The organism is Klebsiella sp. HC6 (assembly GCF_022605325.1).
GTDB classification, from domain to species: domain Bacteria; phylum Pseudomonadota; class Gammaproteobacteria; order Enterobacterales; family Enterobacteriaceae; genus Klebsiella; species Klebsiella terrigena.
The window spans coordinates 5,677,993-5,692,052 of the sequence record NZ_CP093276.1; the positions used below are offsets into that span (position 1 = coordinate 5,677,993).

At 59.5% G+C, this 14,060-nt stretch carries 15 protein-coding genes; 9 read left to right on the forward strand and 6 right to left on the reverse strand.

Translation table 11 applies throughout. From position 1 onward, the window contains the following. Positions 1–79: 79 nt before the first annotated feature. Positions 80–1,669, forward strand: coding sequence for a bifunctional phosphoribosylaminoimidazolecarboxamide formyltransferase/IMP cyclohydrolase (gene purH, locus MMW58_RS27335; RefSeq protein WP_045858039.1), 1,590 nt, complete (start codon positions 80–82; stop codon positions 1,667–1,669). 15 nt (positions 1,670–1,684) lie between these two features. Beyond that, entirely contained in the window at positions 1,685–2,974 is a 1,290-nt protein-coding gene (purD, locus tag MMW58_RS27340; protein WP_045858038.1) for a phosphoribosylamine--glycine ligase, read from the forward strand. Positions 2,975–3,146: 172 nt separating this feature from the next. Here purD and MMW58_RS27345 read toward each other — a convergent pair whose 3' ends face one another. The 6 genes from MMW58_RS27345 to nudC form a co-directional block, all read right to left on the reverse strand. Then, positions 3,147–3,839 (reverse strand): DUF1481 domain-containing protein, encoded by a 693-nt coding sequence (locus MMW58_RS27345; protein WP_045858041.1) that lies wholly within the window; start codon positions 3,837–3,839, stop codon positions 3,147–3,149. Between the two features lie 12 nt (positions 3,840–3,851). Next, the gene (hupA, locus tag MMW58_RS27350; RefSeq protein WP_004097675.1) at positions 3,852–4,124 is read right to left on the reverse strand and encodes a nucleoid-associated protein HU-alpha; all 273 of its coding nucleotides are present in this window, start codon (positions 4,122–4,124) and stop codon (positions 3,852–3,854) included. A gap of 185 nt (positions 4,125–4,309) precedes the next feature. Continuing rightward, a complete protein-coding gene (locus MMW58_RS27355; RefSeq protein ID WP_133601482.1) occupies positions 4,310–4,900 on the reverse strand; it encodes a YjaG family protein in 591 nt (196 codons plus the stop codon). Positions 4,901–4,942: 42 nt separating this feature from the next. Then, positions 4,943–5,614 (reverse strand): deoxyribonuclease V, encoded by a 672-nt coding sequence (nfi, locus tag MMW58_RS27360; protein ID WP_241722494.1) that lies wholly within the window; start codon positions 5,612–5,614, stop codon positions 4,943–4,945. A gap of 9 nt (positions 5,615–5,623) precedes the next feature. Then, the gene (hemE, locus tag MMW58_RS27365; protein WP_241722495.1) at positions 5,624–6,688 is read right to left on the reverse strand and encodes a uroporphyrinogen decarboxylase; all 1,065 of its coding nucleotides are present in this window, start codon (positions 6,686–6,688) and stop codon (positions 5,624–5,626) included. Positions 6,689–6,729: 41 nt separating this feature from the next. Continuing rightward, complete coding sequence (gene nudC, locus MMW58_RS27370; protein ID WP_133601479.1) at positions 6,730–7,503, reverse strand: NAD(+) diphosphatase; 774 nt, start codon at positions 7,501–7,503, stop codon at positions 6,730–6,732. A gap of 94 nt (positions 7,504–7,597) precedes the next feature. Between nudC and rsd the strand changes: the two genes are divergently transcribed. The 7 genes from rsd to thiH all read left to right on the forward strand — a co-directional run bounded on the left by rsd (position 7,598) and on the right by thiH (position 13,823). After that, positions 7,598–8,095, forward strand: a complete 498-nt coding sequence (rsd, locus tag MMW58_RS27375) for a sigma D regulator (protein ID WP_095105623.1) — start codon at positions 7,598–7,600, stop codon at positions 8,093–8,095. A 363-nt stretch (positions 8,096–8,458) separates the two neighbouring features. Continuing rightward, positions 8,459–10,354 (forward strand): phosphomethylpyrimidine synthase ThiC, encoded by a 1,896-nt coding sequence (thiC, locus tag MMW58_RS27380; RefSeq protein ID WP_159237968.1) that lies wholly within the window; start codon positions 8,459–8,461, stop codon positions 10,352–10,354. Further along, positions 10,354–10,989, forward strand: a complete 636-nt coding sequence (thiE, locus tag MMW58_RS27385) for a thiamine phosphate synthase (RefSeq protein WP_241722496.1) — start codon at positions 10,354–10,356, stop codon at positions 10,987–10,989. The genes thiC and thiE overlap by 1 nt, the downstream gene beginning before the upstream one ends. Beyond that, positions 10,982–11,737, forward strand: a complete 756-nt coding sequence (locus MMW58_RS27390) for a HesA/MoeB/ThiF family protein (RefSeq protein ID WP_241722497.1) — start codon at positions 10,982–10,984, stop codon at positions 11,735–11,737. Before thiE ends, MMW58_RS27390 begins: the two co-directional genes overlap by 8 nt. Further along, a complete protein-coding gene (gene thiS, locus MMW58_RS27395; protein WP_045858019.1) occupies positions 11,721–11,921 on the forward strand; it encodes a sulfur carrier protein ThiS in 201 nt (66 codons plus the stop codon). Before MMW58_RS27390 ends, thiS begins: the two co-directional genes overlap by 17 nt. A gap of 1 nt (position 11,922) precedes the next feature. After that, positions 11,923–12,693: a thiazole synthase gene (gene thiG / locus MMW58_RS27400; RefSeq protein WP_133601474.1), complete on the forward strand. Its 771-nt coding sequence runs from the start codon at positions 11,923–11,925 to the stop codon at positions 12,691–12,693. Continuing rightward, positions 12,690–13,823, forward strand: coding sequence for a 2-iminoacetate synthase ThiH (gene thiH / locus MMW58_RS27405; RefSeq protein WP_241722498.1), 1,134 nt, complete (start codon positions 12,690–12,692; stop codon positions 13,821–13,823). The genes thiG and thiH overlap by 4 nt, the downstream gene beginning before the upstream one ends. The last annotated feature ends 237 nt before the right edge of the window (positions 13,824–14,060 follow it).

Below are 14,060 nucleotides of genomic sequence, written 5' to 3' on the forward strand. Positions count from 1 at the left end.
TTGGGTGCGTTAGGTGAGTTTTTAGGCAAAAACTCACCTAACGCTCTCTGTAATGTTCAAATCCTGGGGATTTAATACCATGCAACAACGTCGTCCAGTCCGCCGCGCCCTGCTCAGTGTTTCTGATAAGGCCGGTATCGTCGAATTCGCGCAGGCTCTTTCCGCTCGTGGTGTTGAGCTACTCTCTACGGGTGGTACCGCACGCCTGCTGGCGGAGAAAGGCCTGCCGGTAACCGAAGTCTCTGACTACACCGGTTTCCCGGAAATGATGGATGGACGCGTTAAGACCCTGCATCCGAAGGTGCACGGCGGCATTCTGGGTCGTCGCGGTCAGGATGATGAGATCATGGCGCAGCACGCTATCTCTCCTATTGATATGGTCGTCGTTAACCTCTACCCGTTTGCCCAGACCGTCGCCCGTGAAGGCTGCTCGCTGGAAGACGCGGTTGAAAACATCGATATCGGCGGCCCGACCATGGTGCGCTCCGCGGCCAAGAACCATAAAGATGTCGCTATCGTTGTTAAGAGCAGCGACTACGCCGCCATTATTAAAGAGATGGACGCCAACGAAGGCTCCCTGACTCTCGACACCCGTTTCGACCTCGCCATTAAAGCTTTTGAGCACACCGCCGCCTATGACAGCATGATTGCCAACTATTTCGGCAGCATGGTTCCGGCCTATCATGGTGAAACTCAGGAAGCTTCAGGCCGCTTCCCGCGTACCCTGAACCTGAACTTCATTAAGAAGCAGGATATGCGCTACGGTGAAAACAGCCATCAGCAGGCCGCCTTCTATATAGAAGAAGAAATTAAGGAAGCGTCCGTTGCCACCGCCCAGCAGCTGCAGGGCAAAGCGCTTTCCTACAACAACATTGCCGATACCGATGCGGCGCTGGAGTGCGTGAAAGAGTTCAGCGAGCCGGCATGCGTCATCGTCAAGCACGCCAACCCGTGCGGCGTTGCGGTAAGCGATTCCCTGCTGGATGCCTACGACCGCGCCTATAAAACCGACCCGACCTCAGCGTTCGGCGGCATTATTGCCTTCAACCGCGAGCTGGATGCCGAAACCGCGCAGGCTATTATCTCCCGCCAGTTTGTCGAAGTGATCATCGCCCCGTCCGCTAGCGAAGCGGCGCTGAAAATCACCGCGGCGAAACAGAACGTCCGCGTCCTGACCTGCGGCGAGTGGACCTCACGCGTGCCGGGCCTTGATTTCAAACGCGTTAACGGTGGGCTGCTGGTACAGGATCGCGATCTGGGCATGGTTACCAACGCTGAGCTGCGCGTGGTCAGCAAGCGCCAGCCAACCGAGCAGGAGCTGCGTGATGCGCTGTTCTGCTGGAAAGTCGCCAAGTTCGTCAAATCCAACGCCATCGTGTATGCCAAAGAGAATATGACCATCGGCATAGGCGCAGGCCAGATGAGCCGCGTTTACTCCGCCAAAATTGCCGGGATTAAAGCCGGCGACGAAGGCCTGGAAGTGAAAGGCTCAGCAATGGCATCCGACGCATTCTTCCCGTTCCGTGACGGCATTGATGCGGCCGCGGCAGTTGGCGTGAGCTGCGTGATCCAGCCGGGTGGCTCTATTCGCGACGAAGAGGTGATTGCCGCCGCCGACGAGCACGGTATCGCGATGATCTTCACCGACATGCGCCATTTCCGCCATTAATTCACGGAGTAACACATGAAAGTATTAGTGATTGGTAACGGCGGGCGCGAGCACGCGTTAGGCTGGAAAGCGGCGCAATCGCCGCTGGTTGATACCGTTTATGTGGCTCCGGGCAATGCCGGCACCGCCCTGGAGCCCGCGCTGCAGAATGTGGCTATCGGCGTGACCGACATTCCTGAACTGCTGAGCTTCGCACAGCGCGAAAATATCGATCTGACCATCGTCGGCCCGGAAGCGCCGCTGGTGATTGGCATCGTCGATGCCTTCCGCGCCGCCGGACTGAAAATCTTCGGCCCAACGGAAGGTGCCGCGCAGCTCGAGGGCTCTAAGGCCTTTACCAAAGATTTCCTCGCGCGCCACAAGATCCCCACCGCCGAGTACCAGAACTTTACCGAGGTTGAGCCTGCCCTTGCGTACCTGCGTGAGAAAGGCGCGCCGATCGTTATCAAAGCTGACGGCCTGGCGGCCGGGAAAGGCGTGATTGTCGCCATGACGCTCGAAGAGGCGGAAGCCGCCGTTAACGATATGCTGGCAGGCAACGCCTTCGGCGACGCCGGCCATCGTATCGTTATTGAAGAGTTCCTCGACGGCGAAGAGGCCAGCTTTATCGTGATGGTCGACGGCGAGCACGTGCTGCCGATGGCCACCAGCCAGGACCACAAACGCGTCGGTAACGGCGATACTGGCCCTAACACCGGCGGCATGGGCGCGTACTCACCGGCCCCGGTGGTCACGGATGAGGTTCATCAGCGCACCATGGAGCGTATTATTTGGCCAACGGTCAAAGGGATGGCGGCGGAAGGCAATACCTATACCGGCTTTCTCTACGCGGGTCTGATGATCGATAAGCAGGGCAACCCGAAGGTTATCGAGTTCAACTGCCGCTTCGGCGATCCGGAAACTCAGCCCATCATGCTGCGCATGAAGTCGGACATGGTGGAGCTGTGCCTCGCCGCCTGTGATGGCAAGCTGGATGAGAAAACGTCAGAGTGGGACAGCCGCGCTTCTCTCGGCGTGGTCGTGGCCGCGGGCGGCTATCCGGGCAGCTACAGCACCGGCGACGAGATCTTTGGCCTGCCGCAGGAAGAAGCGGCGGATGGCAAAGTGTTCCATGCGGGCACCCAGCTTTCTGCCGACCAGCGCGTGCTCACCAACGGCGGCCGCGTACTGTGCGTAACGGCGCTGGGCGATAGCGTGGCCCAGGCGCAGCAGCGTGCCTATGAGCTGCTTACCGATATCCGCTGGAACGGCAGCTTTAGCCGTGACGATATCGGCTGGCGCGCCATCGCTCGCGAGCAAAGCTAACGGCGTCGTTTCACCTGCCGGATTTACGCCCCCTTCTATATGAACGGGCGGCCTCATTAATTTGTGGCCGCCCGTTTTATTTGGCATGCGCGGAGTACGGATCTGCAAGGATCGTCCGGCAGGTGCGGTAACGCGGGTCGGGTGCAGCGGAGTATGAAGCGCAGGTATGGCGTTAGAAGGTTTTTTCCTGCGGTTGCCAGGTACAGAAGTCTTCGTTTGCCACCAGCAGCAGCTGCGAACCTTCAGAGGCTTCCAGCCACGCGACGCTGACCTCGACGGAGGAGTGATCCTGGCGGCGGGCGATATGGGCTAACGCCCGGGCATCGAGGTCGGGCTTAACGGTCTGCCCTTCACAGGTGGTGACGGTCCGATCGGCGTGCCAGCGTCCCTGACGCAGCACAACGCGGCCCTGACGCAACGCGTCGCTGGTCTGGCGGATCTGCGTCGCCCGGTAGCGGTAGAGCGCGACCTGGTCGCTGGAGAGCTGCTGCTTTTGCCCGTCAATTTCACGCTGCATAAAGCTCAGCTCGCCCTGGTCATCAAAGCGGGCGCGAATATGTTCCGTGGTCTTGCCGTAAACGTTGAGCTCAATCAGCGTCAGCCGATCGCCCTGCCAGCGGTACTCGCTGGTTGAAGTGTTGCCGTGACGCCACGGACTAAAAGCGGCGAGAAGGTGCACCTCGCCATTGGAATCCATGCGCCAGATACGCATCGCTCCCTGGTTGTCAGCATAGCCGCTGGCGGTAAAAGGCGGGAGCGAGGAATCATGGCTGCAGGCAGTGAGCAACAGTACGCCTGCCAGCGTCAGCGTGCGACGCCAGATAGACAAAAGGGGCTTAAAGGCCCCTTCGGTAAAACTGTACACTGCCACGCGGTCTTACTTAACTGCGTCTTTCAGTGCTTTGCCTGAAACAAACGCCGGCACGTTAGCAGCGGCAATTTTGATTTCATTACCGGTCTGCGGGTTGCGGCCAGTACGCTCAGCGCGGTGGTTCACTTTGAAGGTACCGAAACCAACCAGTTGGACAGCATCACCTTCTTTCAGAGACTCAGTAATTGCAGCCAGGGTAGATTCCAGGGCAGCTTTTGCCTGTGCTTTGGACAGGTCAGCTTTGTCCGCAATTACATCAATCAGTTGAGTCTTGTTCATAAGTTATCCTTACAATGTGTTTATCGCTTGCTAAGCACCGAGTGCGACGGAAATGCTGAAAAACACTCTCCTGCATACACGCACCGATAGCCACTTTTTTTCGCCCTCCAAATGTAGACCAGACGGGGGGCGGAATGGAAGCCTTCAGACGCTACAATTCAGGCGGTAAATCACGTTTTCTGGTCTCACTGCTGAAAATTTATACCAATATTGCTCTCGCCGGCTTCACGAAGGTCGGCGCGCAGTCCTTTTATCAGTTCAATATCGCGCTCTTCGCACTCGGCCAGCAGGCGGAAAATTTCCCACTGAATGTCCCATTCTTGTTCAACCGCCGGGTTTTCCTTGAGCTCTTCGTCGGTCATCTCACGACCTGCCTGGGTCATTTCCAGCATCGCGACGGTGGTAATGGAACTCTTACTCACCTCAATGGCGTGCTCGAGGGTTTCGCCGCTCAGGCGCGAGTGAATCAGCTCGCTTAACGCGACGCAGGCGTCGATCGCCGGATAGACGCCGTACATATCATAGTCGTCAGCCGCCGGGATCGCCTCTTCCAGCTTCTCCAGCTGGCTATCAAAATTCACCTTCGCGTCTTTGACCGTTAAGGTTTCCCAAATCAGATCGAGGATACGGCGATACAGCTGGCCATCGGCAAATTCGGTTTGCTGGCAAAACATGGCGTAATTGGGGTACATGCGCTCACACAAGCAGGCCATAAAAGTGACGTGCTGCCAGCTTTCCAGCTTCTCCAGGCGCAGATGAATCGGGTTTTGTAACATGATGAATTCTCGAAGTCAGAAATTAGCCGCAGTTTACCTGAATCAGCCGTGATTTGCTTGCCAACGGATAAACGCCGGGCGCTCTGATGCCACCGCATCCGCCCAGCGCGTCGGCTCCGGCAGGCGATAGCCTTTCATACAGCGTTCCACCCACATTAAGGCGCTATCCAGGCCAACCCGGTGGCCTGTGCTGATGAAGAGCGGGTTACAGCGCACCTTGCTGCGCAGCACCCACGCCAGCTGTTCGTTTTTATCCATCAGCGCCGCCAGCGCCCCCGGCTCATCGCCCGGGGAGTCGCATTTGCCGCACAGACGCTTTTTCGCCACGCCGATGGTGGGCACATCCACCAGCAGCCCGAAATGGCTGGCTACGCCAAGGCGTCGGGGATGGGAAATGCCGTGGCCGTCAACGAACAGCAGATCCGGTTTTTGCGAAAGCAGCTCCCACGCTGCCAGCAGCGCGGGGGTTTCACGAAAGGAGAGGAAGCCGGGAATATAGGGCATGGTGGTGGCAACGCGCGCCACCTGATATTCAACCAGCTCCAGCGAAGGCCAGGCCAGCAGTACCATCGCCGCTCGGGTGACTTCTCCTTCCTGCTCAAACCCTACATCCGCGCCGCCGATCAGCTGCGGCGGATCGCGATCCAGCCGATCTTCACGAATGACCGATTCTGCTAAATCCCGCTGCAGGGTACGGAGAGAAGCCAAATCCATAGTCGCTCCTTAGCGATGATACTGTGCTGACAGCCGATGTACCGCCTCCACAAACACGCCGGCATGCGCAGGATCCACGTCCTGATGAATGCCGTGTCCGAGGTTGAAGACGTGGCCTTCTCCCTGACCAAAGCCGGCAAGGATGGTCGCCACTTCTTCTTCAATGCGGGCTGCAGACGCGTAAAGCATGGAGGGATCCATATTGCCCTGCAGCGCGACCTTGTGGCCAACGCGACGACGCGCATCGGCGATATCGGTTGTCCAGTCGAGGCCCAGCGCGTCGCAGCCGGTTTCTGCAATCGCCTCCAGCCACTGTCCGCCGCCTTTGGTAAACAGGGTCACCGGCACGCGGCGGCCTTCATTTTCACGCAGCAGGCCGTCGACGATTTTATGCATGTAGTAGAGCGAGAACTGCTGATAATCACGGCCGGTCAGCACTCCGCCCCAGGTATCAAAAATCATCACCGACTGAGCGCCGGCTTTAATCTGGGCATTCAGGTACAGCGTGACGCTTTTAGCCAGCTTGTCGAGCAGCGCGTGCAGCGCCTTCGGCTCGGCGTACATCATCTTCTTAATCACGGTAAAGGCTTTGCTGCTACCGCCTTCAACCATATAGGTCGCCAGCGTCCACGGGCTGCCGGAGAAGCCAATCAGCGGAACCTCACCTTTGAGCTCGCGGCGGATGGTGCGCACCGCGTTCATAACATAGCCGAGCTCATCTTCCGGATCGGGGATCGGCAGTTTGTCGACGTCGGCTTTGCAGGTAACTGGCGAGGTAAAGCGCGGGCCTTCGCCGGCTTCGAAGTACAGCCCCAGGCCCATCGCGTCCGGAATGGTCAGAATGTCTGAAAAGAGGATCGCCGCGTCCAGCGCATAGCGGCGCAGCGGCTGCAGCGTCACTTCGCAGGCCAGCTCGGCATTTTTACACAGCGACATAAAGTCGCCCGCTTCGGCGCGAGTGGCCTTGTACTCCGGTAAATAGCGGCCAGCCTGGCGCATCATCCACACCGGGGTCACATCAACGGGCTGGCGCAGCAGCGCACGCAGATAACGATCGTTCTTCAGTTCGGTCATTTTGCAGTTCCTTCAATGCGTCAGGCCATCATTGTATCACGTCATTCATAGTCGGCCCGGCACATCGCCACCGTATCTTCAATCAGCCGGCGCGCCACGGTTCCCGGCGGTGGCAGAAGCGGTAAATCGTCGTAGCGATACCAGCCCGCCTCCAGCAGCTCTTTGCGATCGATGACAATCTCACCGCTGTCGTATTCCGCCATAAATGCGGTCATCAGCGACTGCGGGAACGGCCAGGGCTGAGAAGTCACGTAGCGCAGGTTTTTCACCTTAATACCGCACTCCTCCATCACCTCGCGCGCCACCGTCTGTTCGAGGGTCTCCCCGACCTCAACAAAGCCGGCCAGCACCGTATGCACGCCGTTGCGGTGGCGGGTATGCTGCGCCAGCAGAATGGTGTCATCCCGGCGAATGGCGACAATCATGCACGGTGCGATTTGCGGGTAGTAGCGCTCGCGGCAGTGGCTACACAGCATCGCCCATTCGGTTTTGCTCGGGTGCATCGGGTGCCCGCAGTAGCCGCAGAACTTATGCGAGCGATAAAACTCGGCCAGCTGAATACCGCGGCCCGCCAGCTGAAACAGGCCAGGATCCTGATCCAGCACCTGCCGCAGCGATCCCATATCCTGCCGACGATCCTGGCGTATCAGCCACACCGCCTCACCTTGCCATTCGCCAATATGCTGCGCGTGCTGGCCGACAAGATTAAAATTTACCGCTTCGCCGTGTGGTAATTCCCCGCCGGGTAACCATAATTTTTGTTCGTGACTGACGATCCACCAGCCGCGATCTAATTTTTCAATAATACGATCCATATCTATTGCACTACCTTCGTTTTACTGGCACTTTTAACATTATATTTACATTTTGGTGAGCAACGTTATTTTTCTTAATCTTGCGGAGTCAACCATGTTAAACCAGCTGGAAAACCTAACGGAACGTGTTGGAGGCAGTAATGAACTGGTCGATCGCTGGCTGCATGTACGTAAGCATTTGCTCGTGGCTTACTACAAGCTGGTTGGCCTGAAACCCGGCAAAGAGTCATTTATGCGGCTTAATGAAAAAGCGCTGGATAACTTTTGCCAAAGCCTGGTGGATTACCTCTCATCCGGTCATTTTAGTATTTATGAACGTATTATCGGGGAAATGGAAGGCGATACGCCACTTTTGGCCGCCACCAGGCTCTATCCACAGCTGGAAGCCAACACCCAGCAGATTATGGATTATTACGACTCCTGCCTCGAAAACGCTATCGATCACGATAACTATCTCGAGTTCCAGCAGGCGCTCTCGGATATCGGTGAAGCGCTGGAAGCGCGCTTCGCGCTTGAAGATAAGCTGATCGCCCTGGCCGTGACCTATAACCTGAAAGACAGCATCAGCGACAATATCGCGCCGACTGCTTGAGTTGTGAGCCGTTAACGAGTAGTTTACATACATTCTCCCTCTCCGGAGGGAGTTTTATCTTGTCGGAGTGCCCATTTTCCAAAAAGCATTCGCGATACCTCAGGGTGGCAGGTCAGTGAACCTCCAGGAACTTACATCAGTAAGTGACCGGAGCGAGCGGACGTAGCCAACGGAGAGGCAGCGCGAAGGATAAAGTGGAAAAGGCTGAGACCGTTAATTCGGGATCCGCGGAACCTGATCAGGCTAATACCTGCGAAGGGAACAAGAGTAAACTGCAAAGAGCGGTCGTCCCTCCAGGACCAAACGCATCTGTTACTCCATCCGTCGTCTGACAAGCCATCTCCTTTTCGTCTGGAATGAGCTATGTCTACAGAAAAACTGACCCGTCGACAGCAGCGCGAACGCGCCCAGCGCTTTATCGACACTCTTGAAGGTTCGGTCTTCCCCAACTCGCAGCGTATCTACATTCAGGGTTCGCAGGATAATATTCGCGTCCCGATGCGTGAAATCCAGCTCAGCCCCACGCTTATCGGCGGCGGCAAAGAAAATCCGCGCTATGAAGACAACGAAGCGATCCCGGTGTACGACACCTCCGGCCCCTACGGCGACCCCGATATTGCGATCGATGTCCATCAGGGTCTGGCAAAGCTGCGCCAGCCGTGGATTGACGCGCGTAACGATAGCGAGCCGCTCAGCCATCGCAGCTCCACCTATACCCAGCAGCGCCTGGCCGATGACGGCCTCGATGAGCTGCGCTTTAGCCGCCTGCTGACGCCAAAGCGGGCCGCCGCAGGCCGCCGCGTCACCCAGCTCCACTACGCCCGCCGGGGCCTCGTCACGCCGGAGATGGAGTTTATCGCCCTCCGCGAAAACATGGGCCGCGAGCGCATTCGTAGCGCAGTGCTGCGCCACCAGCACCCGGGTGAAGGGTTTGGCGCCCATCTGCCAGACAACATCACGCCGGAGTTTGTCCGTGACGAAGTGGCCGCCGGCCGCGCCATTATTCCCGCCAATATCAACCATCCCGAGTCGGAGCCGATGATTATTGGCCGTAATTTCCTGGTCAAAGTTAACGCCAATATCGGCAACTCTGCCATCACCTCGTCCATTGAGGAAGAGGTAGAAAAGCTGGTGTGGTCAACCCGCTGGGGCGCGGATACGGTGATGGACCTCTCCACCGGCCGCTATATCCACGAAACCCGCGAGTGGATCCTGCGCAACAGCCCGGTACCTATCGGTACGGTGCCCATCTACCAGGCGCTGGAAAAAGTGAACGGCATTGCCGAGGATCTGAACTGGGAAGCATTTCGCGACACCCTGCTGGAGCAGGCGGAGCAAGGCGTTGACTACTTCACCATCCACGCCGGCGTCCTGCTGCGCTACGTGCCGCTGACGGCTAAACGCCTCACCGGTATCGTCTCCCGCGGCGGTTCGATCATGGCGAAATGGTGCCTGTCGCACCATCAGGAAAACTTCCTCTATCAGCACTTCCGCGAAATTTGCGAAATCTGCGCCGCCTACGACGTCTCGCTCTCGCTGGGCGACGGTCTGCGCCCCGGCTCGATCCAGGACGCCAACGATGAAGCGCAGTTTGCCGAGCTGCGAACCTTAGGCGAGCTGACGAAAATCGCCTGGGAGTACGACGTGCAGGTGATGATTGAAGGCCCGGGCCACGTGCCGATGCAGATGATCCGCCGCAACATGACCGAAGAGCTGGAGCACTGTCACGAAGCGCCGTTCTATACCCTCGGGCCGTTAACCACCGATATCGCTCCGGGCTACGATCACTTCACTTCCGGCATTGGCGCCGCGATGATCGGCTGGTTTGGCTGCGCGATGCTCTGCTACGTGACGCCGAAAGAGCACCTCGGGCTGCCGAACAAAGAGGACGTGAAGCAGGGGCTGATAACCTACAAAATCGCCGCCCACGCCGCCGACCTTGCCAAAGGCCATCCCGGGGCGCAGATCCGCGATAACGCCATGTCCAAAGCGCGTTTTGAGTTCCGCTGGGAGGACCAGTTTAACCTCGCCCTCGACCCCTTCACCGCCCGCGCCTGGCACGATGAAACCCTGCCGCAGGAGTCGGGAAAAGTCGCCCACTTCTGCTCCATGTGCGGACCCAAATTCTGTTCAATGAAAATCAGCCAGGAAGTGCGCGACTACGCCGCCCGCCAGGATATCGAAAGCGGAATGGCCGATATGTCGCAGGACTTCCGCACCCGCGGCGGCGAAATCTATTTACGTAAGGAGCAAGCCTGATGTATCAACCCGATTTTCCACCCGTCCCTTTTCGTTTAGGACTCTACCCGGTCGTGGATAGCGTGGCGTGGATTGAACGTCTGCTGAAAGCGGGCGTGCGCACCATTCAGCTGCGAATCAAGGATAAGCGTGAGGCCGACGTTGAGGATGACGTTATCGCCGCTATCGCGCTCGGCCGTCAGCATCACGCCCGGCTGTTTATCAACGACTACTGGCAGCTGGCCATTAAGCATCAGGCCTACGGCGTGCACCTCGGCCAGGAGGACCTGGAGACGACGGACCTGAGCGCGATCCGCAACGCCGGGCTGCGCCTCGGCGTCTCGACGCATGATGATATGGAGATTGACGTCGCGCTGGCGGCACGCCCCTCCTACGTCGCATTAGGTCACGTTTTCCCGACGCAAACCAAGCAGATGCCCTCCGCACCGCAGGGGCTGGAGCAGCTGGCCCGGCATATCGGCCGTCTGCAGGACTACCCGACGGTGGCCATCGGCGGCATCAGCCTCGAACGCGCGCCGGCGGTTCTCGGCACCGGCGTTGGCAGCATTGCCGTGGTCAGCGCGATTACCCAGGCGGCGGACTGGCAGCAGGCCACCGCGCAGCTGCTGGAAATGGCGGGAGCACGCGATGAATGATAGCGATTTTATGCGCTACAGCCGCCAGCTGATGCTGGAGGATATCGCCATCGAAGGCCAGCAGAAGCTGCTGGCCAGTCGGGTGCTGATCGTCGGACTCGGCGGGCTCGGCTCCCCCGCGGCGCTCTATCTGGCGGGCGCCGGCGTCGGTACGCTGGTCCTCGCCGACGACGACGATGTCCACGTCAGCAACCTGCAGCGGCAGATTTTGTTCACCAGCGACGACATTGCCCGGCCGAAAGCGACGGCCGCCCGCCAGCGGCTGGCGCGGCTCAATCCGCAGATCGATATTATCCCCCTGCGGCAGCGGCTGAGCGGCGAAGCGCTGCTGGCTGAAGTGGCGCAGGCCGATCTGGTGCTGGACTGTACCGATAACATGGAGAGCCGCCAGGCCATCAACGCCACCTGCGTGACCCGCAAAACGCCGTTAATTACCGCCAGCGCCGTCGGGCTTGGCGGGCAGCTGATGGTCCTGACCCCGCCGTGGGAGCAGGGCTGCTATCGCTGCCTGTGGCCGGATACGGCCGAGCCCGAGCGCAGCTGCCGCACCGCGGGCATTATCGGGCCGGTGGTCGGCATGATGGGTACGCTGCAGGCGCTGGAGGCGATCAAGCTGCTCTCCGGCATGGTCACGCCGCGTAATACGCTGCGGCTGTTTGACGCCCGTACCAGCGCCTGGCGCAGCCTGGCGCTACAGCGGGCGCAGAGCTGTCCGGTATGCGGAGGACAACATGCAGATTTGGTTTAACGACGAGCCGCTCCGCTGCGCCGATGCGCTCACCGTCGCCGCCCTGCTCGCTCAGCTGGAACAGCAGCAGGCGGGCATCGCGCTGGCGCTCAATCAACAGGTTCTGCCGCGCGAGCGGTGGGACCACCATCTTCTGCAGGAAGGCGATCGGGTCCTGCTTTTTCAGGTTATCGCCGGAGGCTGACATGTTACGTATCGCAGACAAAACGTTCGACTCACACATTTTTACCGGTACCGGGAAATTCTCCGCGCCGGACCTTATGGTCGAGGCGATCCGTGCCTCGGGAAGCCAGCTGGTGACGCTGGCGATGAAGCGCGTCGATTTACGTCAGCACAATGATGCGATCCTCGCGCCTTTACTGGCCGCCGGCGTCAGCCTGCTGCCGAATACGTCGGGAGCGAAAACGGCGGAAGAAGCCGTGTTCGCCGCCCGCCTGGCGCGGGAAGCCCTGGGCACTCACTGGTTAAAGCTGGAGATTCATCCGGACGCGCGCTGGCTGCTGCCGGACCCCATCGAAACCCTGAAGGCGGCGGAGATCCTGGTACGGGAAGGTTTTGTGGTTCTGCCCTACTGCGGCGCCGACCCGGTGCTGTGTAAACGGCTGGAGGAGGCGGGCTGCGCGGCGGTGATGCCGCTCGGCGCCCCCATCGGATCAAATCAGGGGCTGGAAACCCGCGCCATGCTGGAAATCATTATCGCCCAGGCAACGGTACCGGTGGTCGTTGACGCCGGTATTGGCGTGCCCAGCCATGCGGCGCAGGCGCTGGAGATGGGCGCCGACGCGGTGCTGGTGAATACCGCAATCGCCGTCGCCGACGATCCGGTGACCATGGCGCGCGCGTTTCGTCTGGCGGTAGAAGCGGGCCTGCTGGCCCGTCAGGCCGGACCCGGCGCGCGCAGCGCCCAGGCGCAGGCCACCAGCCCGCTGACCGGTTTCCTGGAGGCGCTGGCATGAGCACCTTTAGCGACCGCTGGAAGCAGCTGGAGTGGGATGATATCCGCCTGCGCATCAACAGCAAAACGCCTGCCGACGTTGAGCGGGCGATAGCGGCAAAACAGCTGACTCGCGACGATATGATGGCCCTGCTCTCCCCCGCCGCCGCCGGTTATCTGGAGCCGCTGGCACAGCGCGCCCAGCGCCTGACCCGCCAGCGCTTTGGTAACACCGTCAGTTTCTATGTTCCCCTTTATCTCTCTAACCTGTGCGCGAACGACTGCACCTACTGCGGCTTTTCAATGAGCAACCGCATCAAGCGCAAGACGCTGGATAGCGATGAAATTACCCGCGAATGCGCCGCCATCCGCCAGATGGGCTTTGAGCATCTGCTGCTGGTCACCGGTGAACACCAGGGCAAAGTGGGGATGGACTATTTTCGCCAGCATCTGCCGGCGATCCGCAGCCGGTTCTCCTCGCTACAGATGGAAGTGCAGCCGCTGAGCACCGAAGAGTACGCCGAGCTGAAAACGCTCGGCCTGGACGGCGTGATGGTCTATCAGGAAACCTACCATGAAAGCATGTACGCCCAGCATCATCTGAAGGGGAAGAAGCAGGACTTCTTCTGGCGTCTGGATACGCCGGATCGCCTTGGCGAGGCGGGGATCGATAAGATCGGCCTGGGCGCGCTCATTGGCCTCTCCGATAGCTGGCGCGTGGATTGCTATATGGTTGCCGAGCATCTGCTGTGGCTCCAGCAGCATTACTGGCGCAGCCGCTACTCGGTCTCCTTCCCCCGGCTGCGGCCGTGCGCCGGCGGGATCGAACCGGCATCGCTGATGGACGAGCGCCAGCTGGTGCAGACCATCTGCGCCTTCCGCCTGCTGGCGCCGGAGGTTGAGCTGTCGCTTTCAACCCGCGAAGCCCCCGATTTCCGCGATCGGGTTATCCCGCTGGCCATTAACAACGTCAGCGCATTTTCCAAAACTCAGCCCGGCGGCTACGCCGATGATCACCCCGAGCTGGAGCAGTTTGCTCCTCACGACGGCCGCCGCCCCGAAGAGGTCGCCAGCGCGCTGGTCGCTCGCGGGCTGCAGCCGGTATGGAAAGACTGGGATAGCTGGCTGGGACGCGCTACGCAGTCGCCCTGAAGAGGAGTGTAACGGCCTGCGCAGTTTGCGAGCCTGAACGCGAGAACAAAAACGGCAGATTGCTTACCCTCTGCCGTTTTCCTATTCTGCTCCTGTCAGCAGCGGACGCTGACCAGGGCGATAATTTCTCTTCCTCATTTTCGCCCTGCCTCCTTAATGGATAACCGATACGGACAGCCGATGGAGAGCGGGCGAAACCCCGGCCCCGGTGAATTTAAATCCCTTGCCCTGGAAGGG

Excerpts from the sequence above, each read along its gene's own strand:
- thiS (WP_045858019.1), top strand. The coding sequence starts at position 11,721 with ATGCAGATTTGGTTTAACGACGAGCCGCTCCGCTGCGCCGATGCGCTC.
- purH (WP_045858039.1), top strand. The coding sequence starts at position 80 with ATGCAACAACGTCGTCCAGTCCGCCGCGCCCTGCTCAGTGTTTCTGAT.
- thiC (WP_159237968.1), top strand. The coding sequence starts at position 8,459 with ATGTCTACAGAAAAACTGACCCGTCGACAGCAGCGCGAACGCGCCCAG.
- thiE (WP_241722496.1), top strand. The coding sequence starts at position 10,354 with ATGTATCAACCCGATTTTCCACCCGTCCCTTTTCGTTTAGGACTCTAC.
- thiG (WP_133601474.1), top strand. The coding sequence starts at position 11,923 with ATGTTACGTATCGCAGACAAAACGTTCGACTCACACATTTTTACCGGT.
- rsd (WP_095105623.1), top strand. The coding sequence starts at position 7,598 with ATGTTAAACCAGCTGGAAAACCTAACGGAACGTGTTGGAGGCAGTAAT.
- MMW58_RS27390 (WP_241722497.1), top strand. The coding sequence starts at position 10,982 with ATGAATGATAGCGATTTTATGCGCTACAGCCGCCAGCTGATGCTGGAG.
- purD (WP_045858038.1), top strand. The coding sequence starts at position 1,685 with ATGAAAGTATTAGTGATTGGTAACGGCGGGCGCGAGCACGCGTTAGGC.
- nfi (WP_241722494.1), bottom strand. The coding sequence starts at position 5,614 with ATGGATTTGGCTTCTCTCCGTACCCTGCAGCGGGATTTAGCAGAATCG.
- thiH (WP_241722498.1), top strand. The coding sequence starts at position 12,690 with ATGAGCACCTTTAGCGACCGCTGGAAGCAGCTGGAGTGGGATGATATC.
- MMW58_RS27355 (WP_133601482.1), bottom strand. The coding sequence starts at position 4,900 with ATGTTACAAAACCCGATTCATCTGCGCCTGGAGAAGCTGGAAAGCTGG.
- hemE (WP_241722495.1), bottom strand. The coding sequence starts at position 6,688 with ATGACCGAACTGAAGAACGATCGTTATCTGCGTGCGCTGCTGCGCCAG.
- nudC (WP_133601479.1), bottom strand. The coding sequence starts at position 7,503 with ATGGATCGTATTATTGAAAAATTAGATCGCGGCTGGTGGATCGTCAGT.
- hupA (WP_004097675.1), bottom strand. The coding sequence starts at position 4,124 with ATGAACAAGACTCAACTGATTGATGTAATTGCGGACAAAGCTGACCTG.